The 14,593-nt window shown below is 58.9% G+C and carries 16 protein-coding genes; 6 read left to right on the top strand and 10 right to left on the bottom strand.

Annotated features, from left to right (window positions below; translation table 11 throughout):
• Positions 1 to 31: 31 nt before the first annotated feature.
• The 7 genes from PMA3_RS24920 to folM form a co-directional block, all read right to left on the bottom strand.
• On the bottom strand, positions 32 to 823 hold the full coding sequence (locus PMA3_RS24920) for an amino acid ABC transporter ATP-binding protein (RefSeq protein WP_064679684.1): 792 nt from the start codon (positions 821 to 823) through the stop codon (positions 32 to 34).
• 6 nt (positions 824 to 829) lie between these two features.
• Entirely contained in the window at positions 830 to 1,804 is a 975-nt protein-coding gene (locus PMA3_RS24915) for an amino acid ABC transporter permease (protein WP_064679683.1), read from the bottom strand.
• Positions 1,805 to 2,266: 462 nt separating this feature from the next.
• Positions 2,267 to 2,605, bottom strand: a complete 339-nt coding sequence (locus PMA3_RS24910; protein ID WP_064679682.1) for a HopJ type III effector protein — start codon at positions 2,603 to 2,605, stop codon at positions 2,267 to 2,269.
• Positions 2,598 to 2,894, bottom strand: coding sequence for a DUF1244 domain-containing protein (locus PMA3_RS24905; protein WP_008150700.1), 297 nt, complete (start codon positions 2,892 to 2,894; stop codon positions 2,598 to 2,600). The genes PMA3_RS24910 and PMA3_RS24905 overlap by 8 nt, the downstream gene beginning before the upstream one ends.
• Positions 2,895 to 2,991: 97 nt before the next feature.
• Positions 2,992 to 3,363 (bottom strand): dihydroneopterin triphosphate 2'-epimerase, encoded by a 372-nt coding sequence (gene folX / locus PMA3_RS24900; RefSeq protein WP_008026970.1) that lies wholly within the window; start codon positions 3,361 to 3,363, stop codon positions 2,992 to 2,994.
• Positions 3,364 to 3,365: 2 nt separating this feature from the next.
• The gene (gene folE / locus PMA3_RS24895; protein ID WP_064679681.1) at positions 3,366 to 3,926 is read right to left on the bottom strand and encodes a GTP cyclohydrolase I FolE; all 561 of its coding nucleotides are present in this window, start codon (positions 3,924 to 3,926) and stop codon (positions 3,366 to 3,368) included.
• Between the two features lie 21 nt (positions 3,927 to 3,947).
• A complete protein-coding gene (gene folM, locus PMA3_RS24890; protein ID WP_064679680.1) occupies positions 3,948 to 4,658 on the bottom strand; it encodes a dihydromonapterin reductase in 711 nt (236 codons plus the stop codon).
• A gap of 145 nt (positions 4,659 to 4,803) precedes the next feature.
• Between folM and PMA3_RS24885 the strand changes: the two genes are divergently transcribed.
• Entirely contained in the window at positions 4,804 to 5,763 is a 960-nt protein-coding gene (locus tag PMA3_RS24885; protein ID WP_064679679.1) for a MerR family transcriptional regulator, read from the top strand.
• 1 nt (position 5,764) lies between these two features.
• Here PMA3_RS24885 and PMA3_RS24880 read toward each other — a convergent pair whose 3' ends face one another.
• Both PMA3_RS24880 and PMA3_RS24875 read right to left on the bottom strand, forming a co-directional pair.
• Positions 5,765 to 6,370: a hypothetical protein gene (locus PMA3_RS24880; protein ID WP_064679678.1), complete on the bottom strand. Its 606-nt coding sequence runs from the start codon at positions 6,368 to 6,370 to the stop codon at positions 5,765 to 5,767.
• 54 nt (positions 6,371 to 6,424) lie between these two features.
• The gene (locus PMA3_RS24875) at positions 6,425 to 6,901 is read right to left on the bottom strand and encodes a PAS domain-containing protein (RefSeq protein ID WP_064679677.1); all 477 of its coding nucleotides are present in this window, start codon (positions 6,899 to 6,901) and stop codon (positions 6,425 to 6,427) included.
• Between the two features lie 142 nt (positions 6,902 to 7,043).
• Here PMA3_RS24875 and PMA3_RS24870 point away from each other — a divergent pair, with 142 nt between their 5' ends.
• From PMA3_RS24870 to PMA3_RS24860, 3 genes are all read left to right on the top strand, one after another.
• The gene (locus PMA3_RS24870) at positions 7,044 to 7,499 is read left to right on the top strand and encodes a flavodoxin (RefSeq protein WP_064679676.1); all 456 of its coding nucleotides are present in this window, start codon (positions 7,044 to 7,046) and stop codon (positions 7,497 to 7,499) included.
• A gap of 257 nt (positions 7,500 to 7,756) precedes the next feature.
• A complete protein-coding gene (locus tag PMA3_RS24865) occupies positions 7,757 to 8,659 on the top strand; it encodes an alpha/beta fold hydrolase (RefSeq protein WP_064679675.1) in 903 nt (300 codons plus the stop codon).
• Positions 8,660 to 8,822: 163 nt separating this feature from the next.
• Positions 8,823 to 9,734: an SDR family oxidoreductase gene (locus tag PMA3_RS24860; RefSeq protein ID WP_064679674.1), complete on the top strand. Its 912-nt coding sequence runs from the start codon at positions 8,823 to 8,825 to the stop codon at positions 9,732 to 9,734.
• A gap of 123 nt (positions 9,735 to 9,857) precedes the next feature.
• Here PMA3_RS24860 and PMA3_RS24855 read toward each other — a convergent pair whose 3' ends face one another.
• The gene (locus PMA3_RS24855; RefSeq protein WP_064679673.1) at positions 9,858 to 10,625 is read right to left on the bottom strand and encodes an N-acetylmuramoyl-L-alanine amidase; all 768 of its coding nucleotides are present in this window, start codon (positions 10,623 to 10,625) and stop codon (positions 9,858 to 9,860) included.
• Between the two features lie 729 nt (positions 10,626 to 11,354).
• On the opposite strand from PMA3_RS24855, the gene PMA3_RS24850 reads away from it, so the two are divergent.
• Both PMA3_RS24850 and PMA3_RS24845 read left to right on the top strand, forming a co-directional pair.
• Positions 11,355 to 13,148, top strand: a complete 1,794-nt coding sequence (locus PMA3_RS24850; RefSeq protein ID WP_064679672.1) for a DUF1302 domain-containing protein — start codon at positions 11,355 to 11,357, stop codon at positions 13,146 to 13,148.
• Between the two features lie 22 nt (positions 13,149 to 13,170).
• Positions 13,171 to 14,538, top strand: coding sequence for a DUF1329 domain-containing protein (locus PMA3_RS24845; protein ID WP_064679671.1), 1,368 nt, complete (start codon positions 13,171 to 13,173; stop codon positions 14,536 to 14,538).
• Positions 14,539 to 14,593: the final 55 nt, after the last annotated feature.

Genomic DNA, 14,593 nt, shown 5'->3' with positions numbered 1-14,593 from the left:
TCGTTATTGTTTTGGGGCGGCAAAGCGGTGCTCAGTGACCAATGATCTGTGACAGGAACTGTTGTGCGCGTTCGGTCTGCGGGTTGTTGAAAAATTCGGCGGGGGTGGCTTGCTCGATAACCTGGCCCTGGTCCATGAACAGCACGCGGTCGGCGACCTTGCTGGCAAAACCCATCTCGTGGGTCACGCAAATCATGGTCATGCCATCGGTGGCCAATTCGCCCATCACGTCCAGCACTTCGTGGACCATCTCCGGGTCCAGGGCGGAGGTCGGTTCGTCGAACAGCATGACCTTGGGGTTCATGCACAGCGCCCGGGCAATTGCCACGCGTTGCTGCTGGCCGCCCGACAATTGCGACGGGTACTTGTCGGCATGCTCGGCGATGCGCACGCGCTCCAGGTACACCTGAGCGCGTTTTTTTGCCTCGGCGGACGACACGCCTTGCACCAGTTGCGGGGCCAGGGTCAGGTTGTCCATCACGCTCAAATGCGGGAACAGGTTGAAGCTCTGGAACACCATGCCGATTTCCCTGCGCACGGCGCTGACACTTTCGGCCTCGCTGGTGAGGGTGATGCCGTTGACCTTGATCTGGCCTTTCTGGAAGTTTTCCAGGTGGTTGATGCAGCGAATCATCGTCGACTTGCCCGAGCCGGATGGCCCGCACACCACGAGGATTTCACCGGTGGCAACGTTCAGGTCGACATCGCGCAAGGCGTGAAAATTGCCGTACCACTTGTTCAAACCGATGATCGAAATCATTGAAGGGCTGGTCTGCGCAGCAGGTGCCAGGTCCGGTAGTTGCGCGGTATTGGTCCGAGTCATCAGCCATCAACCCCTTGCAATGGATCGATTGACCCGTTTTTCGATCCGCGCCTGCACCCGTTCGAGGATGAACGACAGGGCCCAGTAGATCATCGCGGCGGTGATCAGCATTTCCAGGTGACGGAAGTCCGCGCGGCCCTGGGTCTTGGCCAGGTACATCAGTTCCCAGACGCCGATCACCGACACCAGCGAACTGTCCTTGAGCATGGCGATGAACTGGTTGCCGGTGGGCGGAATGATCACCCGCAAGGCTTGCGGCATGATCACCCGGCTCAGGGTCTTGAACGGGTTGATGCCCAGCGCCCGTGAAGCTTCCCACTGGCCTACCGGAATGCTCTGGATGCCCGCGCGAAAAATCTCGGTCATGTAGGCGCCGTAGCACAACGACAATGCGAGGATGCCGGCCGGCACCGCGTCGACCACATAACCCAGTTGCGGCAGTCCCAGGTAAATCAGGTAGATCTGGATCAGCAGCGGCACACCGCGAAAGAACGAGGTGTAGAACGAGGCGATGGCATTGGCCAGGCCATTGTTCGACAGCTTGGCCACGGCACCGATCAACGCCAGGACGAAGGCAATCACAATCGCGATGGCGGAAATGTACAGCGTGGTGGCAGCGCCCTGGATGATCAGGAAGCCGATCTTGTCGAGGATGAAGCTGTAGGACAGGTCGAAGGTGTCGAAGAACGCCAGGAACAGGATCAACAGTTCGATCCAGACCACAGTGGTCTGCACCTTGAACTTCAAGCGCCCGAGGACGTGGAAGTTCAGCGTGCCCAGTGCGGCGATGCCCAGGCCGATGGCGATGTTGCGTGCGGTCAGGCTGTCCGGGGCATTGCCCAGCAGCGGGTGCAGGAAGTGACTGAGGGCGCTGTTACCCAGGTTCATCAGGTAGGAGCCGAGAAACAACACCACGGCGACGCCAAGCAGGAATTGAGGATCGTTGGACTTTTTCTTATAAATTATATTGTCGTGATACATGACGACCTCAGGCGTGTAGGTGGCAGTGATCTCGCTTCATGAAAGGGGTTAATCCGAACGGTCAGGTGAACGCTTTTTACAGGAGCCAAGCTTGCCGGCGAAGGCGGTCTTGAGGACGCATTCGCCGGCAAGCCTGGCTCCTACGGGGCTCCTTTAACCGTTCGGCATCAAAGTCTTTGGCCAGTATTACGGCGCAAAATCGGGGACCGCAAGCGAACATAATTCGCTACGTCAGTCCCTGATCGTAGTTTGCTTTTCAGGAGGGTTGTGAGCAGCGGCAGCCGGCAACGAAATAAGGTCACCGGGTCAATCTCAGGTGTCGAGATGTGCGCTCAAACAACTGTAGGAGCGAGCTCGCTCGCGAAAAACGCAGGGGCGCCGCGTATATTCAGACAGCCCGCGCTATCGTTAACGTCCATCGTCGGAACGCCGCCCGGAGCAAGCTCGCTCCTACAAGGGGGGTTACCGGCGGGTCAGTGGTTGCTGTGTGAACTTGACGCCAGCCAATCCATGCGCAATCAACGCGCGGATATTGCCATGATCACTGCCTTCAGGCGTCGCCACCACCGAACGGTAATGCTCGCCAAACGCCAGCAGCGCTTCTTCATCGCTCAGGCCTTCCAGCAGTGCCAGACCCAGGGTCTTGCACGAACCTTCGTTCTGCCCGGCGGCGTTTTCCACGCCGCCATTGTTGAATGCCTGAGGTTGATAGTCGTAGCCGGCGGCGATAAAGGCCAGGGTATCGGCAAAAACATGTTCGCCACCCTTGAGGCTGGCGCGCAGGGTGTTCAAATCACTCATTGGGTTTTCCTTTGGCAAACGCCGCTTGTTGTTCGGCGTTGGCTTCTTGCTGGTATTGGGCTTTCCACTCGGCGTACGGCATGCCGTAGACCACTTCGCGGGCGTCATCGAGGCTGACCTCGATCTGGCGTTCGTCGGCTGCGGCCTTGTACCACTTGGACAGGCAATTGCGGCAGAAACCGGAGAGGTTCATCAGGTCGATGTTCTGCACATCCTTGCGGCTGTCCAGGTGGGCGACCAGCCGGCGAAAGGCGGCGGCTTCGAGTTCCAGGCGTTGTTGATCGGTCATGGGGGTCTCTGCGAGACAGCTTCAAGCGGCAAGCTTCAAGCTGCAGGTTGGATTGCGGTGGCTTCTAGCTTACCGCTTGAAGCTTGAAGCTTGAAGCTTAGCGGCTCGCCGCTAGCGTAATCGACACCGACTCGGCGAAACGCAGGGCATGGGGCTTGTCGACTTCGACCTCGGCATACAGCACCGACTCGTTGGCCATGACCAGGTCGAGAATTTCCTGGGTCAGGCGTTCGAGCAGGGCGAAGCGATTGCCCTCCACGTGGGCGATGATCGCCTTGGTGATGGTCCGGTAGTTGAGCGCGTGATCGATGTCGTTGTCACGCACCGCTTCCTGGGCGGCATAAAGGATGGTCAGGTTGATCAGCACATCCTGCTTGTTGAGGATTTCATCCTCGTTGATCCCGATGAAGGTGCGCAGGCACAGGTCCTTGACCCGGATGCGCGCCATTCCTGGTTGAAGTTGTGGCATTGCTACTTGCTCCGTCCGATCAATTGCAGAAACTCCTGGCGGGTGTTGCTCGACTCGCGGAAGGCGCCGAGCATCACCGAGGTGTTCATGGTCGAATTCTGTTTCTCGACGCCGCGCATCATCATGCACATGTGCCGGGCTTCGATGACCACCGCGACGCCCGCCGCGCCGGTCACATGCTGCACGGCTTCGGCGATTTGCCGGGTGAGGTTTTCCTGGATCTGCAGGCGACGGGCGAACATGTCCACCAGCCGCGCAATCTTCGACAGGCCCAGCACCTTACCCGTTGGAATATAAGCCACATGAGCCTTGCCGATGAAGGGCAACATATGATGTTCGCACAGCGAGTACAGCTCGATGTTGTCGACGATGATCATTTCATCGTTGTCGGACATGAACAGCGCACCGTTGACGATCTCTTCGACACTCTGCTCATAGCCATGGCAGAGGTACTGCATGGCCTTGGCTGCGCGCACCGGGGTGTCGCGCAGGCCTTCACGATCGGGGTTTTCACCGAGACCGATGAGGATCTCGCGATAGCTCTGGGACAGGGATAACGTCATGGTACATCCTCGCGGGGGCACCTATTTGAGGTGCCGTCCGCCGTTGACGGTCAGGGTCGTGCCGGTGACATAAGGGTTGTCGAGCAGATAACGCACGCTTTGATAGATCACTTCGCTGCCAGGTTCGATGCCCAGCGCGGACTTGGCCAATGCCTTGGCGCGGTACGCGTCGTCATCGTCGGGGTTGAACAGTAGCAGGGCTGGCGCGATACCGTTGACCTTGATGGTCGGCGCGTATTTGGCGGCGAACGACAGGGTCAGGCTATCGAGCCCGGCTTTGCTGGCGCAATAGCCGATGTGCTTGCTGCTGCCCTTGCGGGTCACATCATCGCCGATGTGCACGATATCGGCGGGGCATGAGCGTTCCAGCAAGTCGGCACAATGCAGGTTGATCAGGTAGGGCGCCAGCATGTGGACGTTGAACATGCGGGTAAAGGCGCTAGCGTCGGTGTCCGGGGTTTCGGCCAGCCATTCGGAGGCGTTATGGACGATCGCCCGCAGGCTGTCGGTGTGGGTTTTCAGTTCGCTGATGAAGGCGAAGATCCCGGCTTCGGTGGAAAAGTCCGCAAACACCGCTGTCGCCCCCAGGTCGCGCAGGGTTTGCACGCCGGGGCGTTCGCTGCGGTAGCTGAAGATCACCGGGTGGCCATCTTCGAGCAGGCGCCGGGCACAGTGCAGGCCGACTCGCTGGCCGGCACCGGTGATCAGGATCGGGGCGGTGGAAGAGGTCATGAACGGCTCGCGTCGTGGTGTGAGCAAAACTATACCAGCGAACGGGGCGCCTACATCTATTACGGGAGTGTCTTGCGCAGGTCTTGAATACAGATAGGGCAAGCGCGGTACAATGGGATCCAAATAACATGGACGTAACCTGTACATGCCAGTGTTGACAGACGTTGTCCAGACTGTTCAAGGCGCCGCCTCGCTTGAACGGGAAGAACTGTTTCCGATTCGTGAAGTGGCGCGTCTGACCGGTGTCAATCCGATCACGCTACGCGCCTGGGAACGACGTTATGGCCTGATTCAGCCTACGCGCACCGACAGTGGGCATCGTTTGTATTCAATGAACGATATCGAGCGGATTCAAAATATTCTCGGCTGGATCGAGCGCGGCGTTGCGGTCAGCAAGGTCGGCAAGATACTGGCCAAGACCGCACCGCTTCAGGCGTTGTCGCACATTATCCCCAGTGAGTTGGTGCAAGCGGACTACGCGCAGTGGCAGGAGCAAGTCCAGGCGGCGGTCAGTGCCTTTGATGAGGCTCTCCTGGAGCAGATCTATGGGCAGATTTTTTCCAGTTACCCGCTGACCGTGGTGTTTCAGAGCATCCTGCTGCCGCTGTGGAAGCTGCTCCTGCACCGCCAGGATGCCTTTGGCCAGGCCAGCGAATGGCTGTTCCTGGATGGTTTTCTGCGGTCTCGCGTGTTGCAACGTCTGCTGCTGGCGCGGGTCATGCAACCGCGACGCGTGATTGTCTGCCCGCTGAACGATCAGTGCCGGGAGCTCGAGCTGCTGGTCACGGCGCTGTTTCTAAGCAGTGTCGATTCGGCCATTCAAGTGCTGGCGCTGGGTCAGCCGTTCGATGAATTGACCCTGGTCTGCGAAAGGATCCAGCCCCAGGCGCTGGTGCTGTTTTCCAATCATATGCCAGCTCCCGAGTTGCCACGACGCTTGAATCGCCTGGCCATGAGCCTGGATTGTCAGTTGATGCTGGCTGGGGGGGCGTCTGATCTGGCGCAGGAGAGCCTGTCCGGATCGTCGATCGGTATTTTGGGTAGCGAGGGAACGGTGATGCGCCAGCGGTTGAAGCAGTTCCTGGCCGGCAATCTCGATACTTGAGTCACTGATGCAGGGCGGGATGAGTCAGCCGATGCTGTTGCAGGATGAATTGGCGCAGACGTTCGGTTTCGTCCTTGGCGTCCTGGTTCAACTGATAGGCATAGAGGCCGTTTTCGGTTTCTTTCTCGAAGGTGCCGCGCAACGCAATCCGCTCATAGCCTGACGGGCTGAACCACAAGGCGAAATGCCTGGGCGGTTTGGTCTTGTTGCGAACTTCCAGCAACACCCCTTTGAACGACACTTCGTGTACCCGCATCGGGCCAGGATGGCCGCGGGCGTTTTCCAGCGCGACCGGCTCATCGAGCACCAGGCGCCAGGGCCGCACCTTGGGTCCGTCTTCATAGATGCTGGGCACGCCGAGACGTAAATGCAGCGCGTGAAACTCGTCTTCCACCAATTGCAGCGGAAAGGTCATCTGCTGGTTTTCGAACGTGGCCTGGAGGGTGACTTGCTCATGGGCGGCAAGGCGCGTGAGCAAGTCACGGATCTGCGAACCACCGTTGACGAGCAGGCTCGACGTTGCATCCCGCACATTTAGCTGAGGGTTATGCTGCATGGTCTGGATAAAATCCAGTTCATCCTGCGTCAGGAGTGCGTCGCGCTGCATGATCTGCTCGAAGGAAATAGTTACATAGTCATCGGTGATTGTAGTAACTGACCATTAATTCGCGGTTTTGTTTTCGCCGTTCGTCGCTTTGAGTGCGGCGAGCTCGGCCTGGACCTCAGCCAATTGCGCCTCCAACTGCGCTACGCGCTGCTGCGCCCTGACCTGAACGCTGACGTCCTTCTGCACACCGACAAAATAAGTCTGCCCGTCGCTCGGATTCTTCACCGTCGACAGCGACAGTTCGTTCCAGAACGGTGTGCCATCCTTGCGGTAATTCCTGAGGATTTCCCGACAGGAACCGCCACTGTTCAGTGCCTCTCGAATCAATGGCAGGGCTTCCTGATCGCGGTCCCCGGACTGAAGAAAACGGCAATCCTGGTAGAGGATTTCTTCGCTGGTATAACCGGTCAGCCGCTCGAATGCCGGATTGACGTAGATCAGAATGTTATCTTGCTCGCCTTCCTTTTCGGCAATCACGATGCCGTCGTTGGAAGCGTTGATCACCATTTGCAGCAGTTGAGCGTTGATCATCGGAGGATCCTTTCCAGATTGATTGAGCGCAGCATTCTAAAAGAACTCTAGCGGCCATCAAGGCTGAATGAGAGCTAATCGCAGCTTTTTTGCTGCGGCTGTTAATATCCCACTCTTTTTACTCACCTTCAGGATCAGATTGATGAAAGTCGCCATCCTTTCCGGCTCGGTATACGGCACGGCTGAAGAAGTCGCCCGCCACGCTGCGAACATTTTGAAGACAGCAGGCTTCGAAACCTTCCATAACCCGCGGGCGAGCCTCGCCGATGTTCAGGCTTTTGGCCCCGAGGCCTTCCTGGCGGTGACCTCGACCACTGGCATGGGCGAGCTGCCGGACAACCTGCAGCCGTTGTATTTCACCATTCGCGACCAGTTGCCGGCGGCCTGGCGTGGCTTGCCGGGCGCCGTGATCGGTCTGGGCGATGCGAGCTACGGCGACACCTTCTGTGGCGGTGGTGAGCTGATGCGTGAACTGTTCGGCGAACTGGGCATTCGCGAAGTCCTGCCCATGCTGCGCCTGGACGCCAGCGAAAGCGTCACTCCGGAAACCGACGCCGAGCCCTGGCTGGCGGAGTTGGTCAGCGCCCTGCGGGGCTGACCGGCCGCTCGCACAGCAAGGTACTTTGACTTTATTCAGCCTGCCAGCACCCTGACTCGCTCGGCCATCAAGCTGGCTGCCAATGCAACTACACGATCTCTAGAGGGTGACTAGACTCGGTAGTCATTGGTAACACTCCATAATAAAAAGTCGAGGTTCCTTGCCGTGAGCGTAACCCCCGTGCATTCATCCTCCAGTGTCAAAGGGCCAGCGTTGCTGCGCAAACTCGATAAACTCGACCCGGGTTATAAACTTTGATGCCTCTCGCCGAGATCCCCCTCTGTGTCTGGCGCAAGCGCGCCCAAACCTTGGTATTCCGTGGCCAGACCATCCGTTACTGGACGGCGGGGCAGGGTGAGCCGCTGTTGCTCATCCATGGCTTCCCGACCGCCAGTTGGGACTGGCATTACCTGTGGCAACCCCTGGTCCAGCGGTATCGAGTGATTGCCTGCGACATGCTCGGCTTTGGCGACTCCGCCAAACCGCTGGACCATGAATACAGCCTGCTCGAGCAGGCTGATCTGCAGCAGGCGTTGCTGGCTCATTTGAACGTCGAGCAGCCGGTACATGTGCTCGCACACGATTATGGTGACAGTGTCGCCCAGGAACTGTTGGCCAGGCATTACGAAACGCGCGTTCATATCGCCAGTTGCGTATTCCTCAACGGAGGCCTTTTTCCCGAAACCCATCGCCCGGTCCTGATGCAAAAACTATTGCTCAGCCCCTTGGGCTGGATGATCGGGCGAGCCTTTTCCCGCGACGGCCTGGTGAAGAGTTTCCACCAGATATTCGGCCCGCAGAGCCGTCCCACCGAGAGCGAGATGGATGATTTCTGGAGCCTGATCGAGACCAATCAGGGGACACGGATCATGCACAAGTTGATCAACTATATTCCCGAGCGGCGTGTGCAGCGTGAGCGCTGGGTCGACGCGATGCAGCGCGGTGAAGTGCCGCTACGGGTGATCGATGGCGAAGTCGATCCGGTCTCCGGCGCGCATATGGTCGAGCGCTATCGGCAGCTGATCCCGAACCCGGACACGGTCCTGTTGCCCGGCATCGGCCACTACCCGCAGACCGAAGCGCCGGGGCTGGTGCTCAAGCACTATCTGGAATTTCGCGATCAGCAGGTGTCGCCGCCGCGTAAGGTGGCATGTTCCTGATGTCTACTGTGGCAAGGGAGCAAGCTCCCTCGCCAACCGGCTGACGCACTCATCATCCCCCAGCCTTATCGCACACCATTCAGCCTCCCCCGTGTTCATTGTGACCAGCATCGCCGTGCCTGACACTCGGCTCCATTGTCCCTGGCCTGCTGGAGTCCCCCCAATGAACGAATCTGTGCGTTTCGAAGATAAAGTCGTGATCATCACTGGTGCAGGTGGCGGCCTGGGACGGGCGCATGCGCTGTTGTTCGCAAAACAAGGCGCCAAAGTGCTGGTCAACGACCTCGGTGGCTCGACCCAGGGCGAAGGCGCAAACGCCTCGGCGGCGGACCGTGTGGTGGCCGAAATCCGCGAGGCGGGCGGCATTGCCGAGGCCAACCATGACTCCGTCACCGACGGCGACAAAATCGTCCAGAACGCCCTCGACGCATTTGGCCGGGTCGACGTCGTGGTCAACAATGCCGGGATCCTGCGGGACAAGACCTTCCATAAAATGGACGATGGCGACTGGGACCTGGTTTACCGGGTCCACGTCGAAGGCGCCTACAAGGTCACCCGCGCCGCCTGGCCGCACTTGCGCGAGCAAAACTACGGCCGGGTGATCTTCACCGCATCGACCTCGGGTATCTACGGCAACTTTGGCCAGTCCAACTACGGCATGGCCAAACTCGGCCTCTACGGCCTGACCCGCACCCTGGCCATCGAAGGCCGCAAGAACAACATCCTGGTCAACGCCATCGCCCCCACCGGCGGCACCCGCATGACCGAAGGCCTGATCCCGCCGCAGGTGTTCGAACAACTCAAACCGGAACTGGTCAGCCCGCTGGTGGTGTACCTGGGCAGCGAAAACTGCCAGGAAACCTCCGGGCTGTTTGAGGTCGGTGGCGGCTGGATGGGCAAGGTCCGCTGGGAACGCAGCCTGGGCGCCGGGTTTGATCCGCGGGTGGGGTTCTCACCGGAGGATGTGGCGGCGCATTGGCAGCAGATTTGTGATTTCGAGGGGGCGGCGCATCCGAAGGACAATATTGAGGCGTTGAAGGAGATGATGGGGAATTTGCAGAGGTATTCGCTTTAAAGACTGTGATACCCCAAGCCGTTGAACACGGCTTGGGGTGTCATTTTTTGTTGCTCATGCTATCGATGCATTCACAAATGCCAGAGAATGGCCGCAGCGAACTCAGCGGCCAGGTCAGGGCTATCAAGAAAAATACTTACGCACCAACGCCGCCAGATTCGCTGCCGTTTGCGCGTCAATTACCCCATCATATTTTTCCGGCCGAAAGTGCAACTGAAATGCCCGGACAAGCTGGTTGAAGCCTTGTTCGGTCGTCGCGCCGGACACGTCGTACCCGTAAGTCTTGAACAACTTCAGCAGTTCCGTGCGGGCAGGAATGCCGGATTTGACATATTGCTGCTCAATGGCATTTCGAGTGGGATCGTCGAACCAGGCACCGATACCTTTCAAGTACAGTGCATGCCACGGAAATTGTGGCCCCGGGTCAGTCTTGCGGCCGATCGCAATATCGGAGTGGCCCAGGACTTGGGTCGGGGTGATATCGGGATAGCGTTCAAGGATGTTCAGCGCCAGCTCTTCAATCGCCGTGATTTGTTTTGGATGATAGGGTGGAAAAGTAAACTTCCCTTGGTTGAAAGAAGCCACGTTGACGATCTCTATGCCGATAGAAGTGTCATTCAGATTGCTCCGATTGCCCCATTGGCTGACGCCCGCATGCCACGCGCGCTGGGTTTCGTCGACGAGATTGAATATTACCTGATGGGTATGACCTGCCTTTATATAACTCTGATCGGTAATGTCGGGCACCAGATAATGGGCGCTGACATCCGGGCCAATCAGCGCATTGACCGAACTGGAGAAGTTGCCGGCTGTGTAATGAAGAATCAGAAAGCGGACCCGGCTGTTAAAGCCCTTGATGGAGCGATAGGTAGTGGCATCGGTAGGTATCATAAGGAAACGCTCTTGATGAATAAAAGTTGAAGTAGCGTGCGACGCAGATGAGTGCCTGCAGCTAATACCTTTAATCATCGGGTGCTTCGTATGTTTACCGATTCATGTAGTCACTTTCTGGAAATTGCGTAGGTGAAAGCGAATGCTGACCCCTGTAGGAGCGAGCTTGCTCCGGGCGTCGTTCCGACGATGGTCGTTAACGATAACGCGAGTCTACTGGTTAAACGCGGCGCCCTTGAGTCCATCGCGAGCAAGCTCGCTCCTACAATTTACGCCCATAAAAAAGGCCGCTGCAAACGCAGCGGCCAAAGTAAGACGTTGGATCAAGGAGCAACAAATCAACGTCAGTGAACACAGGGTGACGAGTCGAAAATCTTCAATTCATCTGAAATCCGTCGCCAATGGAATGGATCGATCACAGGCCATTGGTCTGCTTTCAGGCTGTTCGCCGTGAAAGCCCGACAAGAATAAGCCTTTGGCCGCATAGGAAAAATAGTGATTTCAGGCATGAACTGTTGCGAATTGAGTAACAGTCATTACCTGCTCGCCGCTGCGCCATGCCTTGCGCTGATGATCCTCCATCCAGTTCATCCATATTGCGAGCAGACCCCCCGCCTGGTGCGGCCATTCATCCTTTAGAGCGACACCGCGAATACCTCCTTGGTGCGCTTATCGCCCCTGTCATGCAGCAGTAGGGTGTGGCCTTCTGTCACTCACCGGGGAAGACGCATGACAAAAACAACAATGCGCGCCATCTTCACACCGCAGGCCCTGGCCGCCGCGGTGGCCTTGGGTTGTTGCGCCCAGGCGCAGGCCGTTTCATTCAACATCGGCGAAATCGAGGGGACCTTCGACTCCTCGTTGTCCGTCGGCGCGAGCTGGGGCATGCGCGATGCCGACAAGGCGCTGGTGGGCACCGTCAATGGCGGGACCGGCCAGGCGTCGACCGGTGACGACGGGCGGCTGAACTTCAAGAAGGGCGAAACCTTCTCCAAGATCTTCAAGGGGATCCACGATCTCGAACTGAAGTATGGCGACACCGGGGTGTTTGTCCGAGGCAAGTATTGGTACGACTTCGAACTGAAGGACGAGGGCCGCGAGTTCAAGCCGATCAGCGATAAAAATCGCAAGGAAGGTTCCAAGTCTGCCGGTGCGCAGATACTCGACGCCTTCGTCTATCACAACTATTCCATCTCCGACCTGCCGGGCACCGTGCGTGCCGGCAAGCAGGTGGTCAGCTGGGGCGAAAGCACCTTCATCGGCAACTCGATCAACAGCATCAACCCGGTCGATGTGTCGGCGTTCCGCCGCCCTGGGGCCGAGATCAAGGAAGGCCTGATCCCGGTGAACATGCTGTTCGCCTCCCAGGGCCTGACCGACAAACTCACGGTGGAAGGCTTCTATCAACTGGAGTGGGACCAGACCGTTCTCGACAACTGCGGCACCTTCTTCGGCGGTGACGTCGCTGCAGACGGTTGCACCACGGGCTACACCGTGGGCAGCCCTGCCATCGCGCCATTGCAACCGATCGCCGCCGCGTTTGGCCAGGGCTTCCAGGTCGGCAAGGAAGGGGTGATCGTGCCCCGGGGCGGCGACCGCGACGCCCGTGACTCCGGGCAATGGGGTACGGCGCTGCGCTGGTTGGGCGACGATACCGAATACGGCCTGTACTTCATGAACTACCACAGCCGCACGCCGAACGGCGGCACCACCACGGCCGGCCTGGGCACGTTGTCGCAAATCCCGGGCATCGTCGGTGCTGCAAACGCTATTGCGCCCGGCACCGGATCGGCGCTGGCCCAGAGTGTGATGCTTGGTCGCGGCCAATACTATCTCGAGTATCCGGAAGACATTCGCCTCTATGGCGCGAGCTTCTCTACCACCTTGCCGACCGGCACCGCGTGGACCGGCGAAATCAGCTATCGCCCCAATGCGCCGGTGCAGCTCAACAGCACCGACCTGACGCTGGCGATGCTCAACCCGATCGCCGGTGGCGCGGCATCGCCGATCGCGACGACGCCCGGGGCTGACAACAAAGGCTATCGCCGCAAGGAAGTGACGCAGATCCAGAGCACCCTGACCCACTTCGTCGACCAGGTGATGGGTGCGGACCGACTGACCCTGGTGGGTGAAGCGGCGGTTGTCCACGTTGGCGGGCTGGAGGGTCGCTCCAGGCTGCGCTACGGCCGCGACTCGGTGTACGGCCAATACGGTTTCGGCGGCGATACCGACGGCTTCGTCACGTCGACCTCCTGGGGATACCGCGCCCGCGCCATCCTTGACTACAACAACGTCATCGCCGGGATCAACTTCAAACCCAACCTGTCCTGGTCCCATGACGTCGCCGGTTACGGCCCCAACGGGCTGTTCAACGAAGGCGCCAAGGCGATCAGCGTCGGCGTCGATGCCGACTACCGCAATACCTATACCGCGAGCTTGAGTTACACCGATTTTTTCGGCGGTGACTACAACACCCTGGAAGACCGCGACTTCATGGCGTTGAGCTTTGGCGTGAACTTCTGATCTGGCTGAGAGGATGAAATCAATGCGCAAGACGATTCTGCAATGCGGCGCCCTGGCCCTGAGCCTGCTGGCTGTCAACGTCATGGCTGCGGTGTCGCCGGAAGAGGCGAACAAGCTCGGCACCAGCCTGACCCCGCTGGGCGGCGAGAAGGCCGGCAATGCCGATGGCTCGATCCCGGCCTGGACCGGTGGCCTGCCGAAAAACGCCGGAGCCGTGGACAGCAAGGGTTTCCTGGCGGACCCGTTCGCCAATGAAAAGCCGTTGTTCACCATCACCGCGGCGACCGTGGACCAGTACAAGGACAAACTCTCCGATGGCCAGATAGCGATGTTCAAGCGCTATCCCGAGACGTATAAAATCCCGGTTTATCCAACCCACCGAACCGTGGCCGTACCGGCGGATATCAACGAGTCGGCCAAGCGCAGCGCCCTGAACGTGACACCGATCAATGACGGTAACGGCCTGGCCAATTTCACCGGCAATCGCTACTACGCCTTTCCGATCCCGAAGAACGGTGTCGAGGTGATCTGGAACCACGTCACCCGTTACCACGGCGGTAACCTGCGCCGCACCATCACCCAGGCAACGCCCCAGTCCAATGGTGATTTCACCGTCATCCGGTTCAAGGACGAGGTCGCCGTGCCCTCGCTGCTGGGGGATCTGAAACCGGGCAGCGATGAGAACGTGCTCAGCTATTTCAAGCAGGAAGTCACCGCACCGGCGCGGCTGGCGGGCAACGTATTGCTGGTTCACGAGACCCTCGACCAGGTCCAGGAACCGCGCAAGGCCTGGATCTACAACGCCGGCCAGCGCCGTGTGCGCCGTGCGCCGCAAGTCGCCTATGACGGCGTGGGCACCTCGTCCGACGGGCTGCGGACTACCGACAACTTCGACATGTTTTCCGGGGCACCGGATCGCTACGACTGGAAACTGGTCGGCAAGAAAGAAATGTACATCCCGTACAACAGCTACAAGCTTGACTCGCCCAAGCTCAAGTACACCGACGTGATCCAGGCCGGGCACATCAACCAGGACCTGACCCGGTATGAATTGCACCGCGTCTGGGAGGTGGTCGCGACGGTCAAGCCGAACGAGCGGCACGTGTATGCCAAACGTCACATGTACATCGACGAAGACAGCTGGCAAGTCGCGCTGGCCGATCACTACGACGGTCGCGGCCAGCTGTGGCGTGTCGCCGAAGGGCACGCGCAGTTCTACTACGATCACCAGGTTCCAGCCTATACCGTCGAAGCGCTGTATGACCTGATTGCCGGGCGCTACATTGCCCTGGGGATGAAGAACGAGGAGAAACGCAGCTTCGAGTTCGGTGTTGTCGCCAAAGCAGGGGACTACACGCCGGCAGCCTTGCGGAGTACGGGGGTGAGGTAACTTTCCTACAGTGCTCCTACAGAAAAAGGTGACATAAGGTCACCTTTTTTATACG

Origin of the sequence: Pseudomonas silesiensis (genome assembly GCF_001661075.1) — a bacterium.
GTDB lineage: Bacteria > Pseudomonadota > Gammaproteobacteria > Pseudomonadales > Pseudomonadaceae > Aquipseudomonas > Aquipseudomonas silesiensis.
Note: the sequence above shows the minus strand (reverse complement) of the source record. Positions and strands in the feature narration are given on the sequence as shown.

Excerpts from the sequence above, each read along its gene's own strand:
- PMA3_RS24920 (WP_064679684.1), bottom strand. The coding sequence starts at position 823 with ATGACTCGGACCAATACCGCGCAACTACCGGACCTGGCACCTGCTGCG.
- PMA3_RS24915 (WP_064679683.1), bottom strand. The coding sequence starts at position 1,804 with ATGTATCACGACAATATAATTTATAAGAAAAAGTCCAACGATCCTCAA.
- PMA3_RS24910 (WP_064679682.1), bottom strand. The coding sequence starts at position 2,605 with ATGAGTGATTTGAACACCCTGCGCGCCAGCCTCAAGGGTGGCGAACAT.
- PMA3_RS24905 (WP_008150700.1), bottom strand. The coding sequence starts at position 2,894 with ATGACCGATCAACAACGCCTGGAACTCGAAGCCGCCGCCTTTCGCCGG.
- folX (WP_008026970.1), bottom strand. The coding sequence starts at position 3,363 with ATGCCACAACTTCAACCAGGAATGGCGCGCATCCGGGTCAAGGACCTG.
- folE (WP_064679681.1), bottom strand. The coding sequence starts at position 3,926 with ATGACGTTATCCCTGTCCCAGAGCTATCGCGAGATCCTCATCGGTCTC.
- folM (WP_064679680.1), bottom strand. The coding sequence starts at position 4,658 with ATGACCTCTTCCACCGCCCCGATCCTGATCACCGGTGCCGGCCAGCGA.
- PMA3_RS24885 (WP_064679679.1), top strand. The coding sequence starts at position 4,804 with ATGCCAGTGTTGACAGACGTTGTCCAGACTGTTCAAGGCGCCGCCTCG.
- PMA3_RS24880 (WP_064679678.1), bottom strand. The coding sequence starts at position 6,370 with ATGCAGCGCGACGCACTCCTGACGCAGGATGAACTGGATTTTATCCAG.
- PMA3_RS24875 (WP_064679677.1), bottom strand. The coding sequence starts at position 6,901 with ATGATCAACGCTCAACTGCTGCAAATGGTGATCAACGCTTCCAACGAC.
- PMA3_RS24870 (WP_064679676.1), top strand. The coding sequence starts at position 7,044 with ATGAAAGTCGCCATCCTTTCCGGCTCGGTATACGGCACGGCTGAAGAA.
- PMA3_RS24865 (WP_064679675.1), top strand. The coding sequence starts at position 7,757 with ATGCCTCTCGCCGAGATCCCCCTCTGTGTCTGGCGCAAGCGCGCCCAA.
- PMA3_RS24860 (WP_064679674.1), top strand. The coding sequence starts at position 8,823 with ATGAACGAATCTGTGCGTTTCGAAGATAAAGTCGTGATCATCACTGGT.
- PMA3_RS24855 (WP_064679673.1), bottom strand. The coding sequence starts at position 10,625 with ATGATACCTACCGATGCCACTACCTATCGCTCCATCAAGGGCTTTAAC.
- PMA3_RS24850 (WP_064679672.1), top strand. The coding sequence starts at position 11,355 with ATGACAAAAACAACAATGCGCGCCATCTTCACACCGCAGGCCCTGGCC.
- PMA3_RS24845 (WP_064679671.1), top strand. The coding sequence starts at position 13,171 with ATGCGCAAGACGATTCTGCAATGCGGCGCCCTGGCCCTGAGCCTGCTG.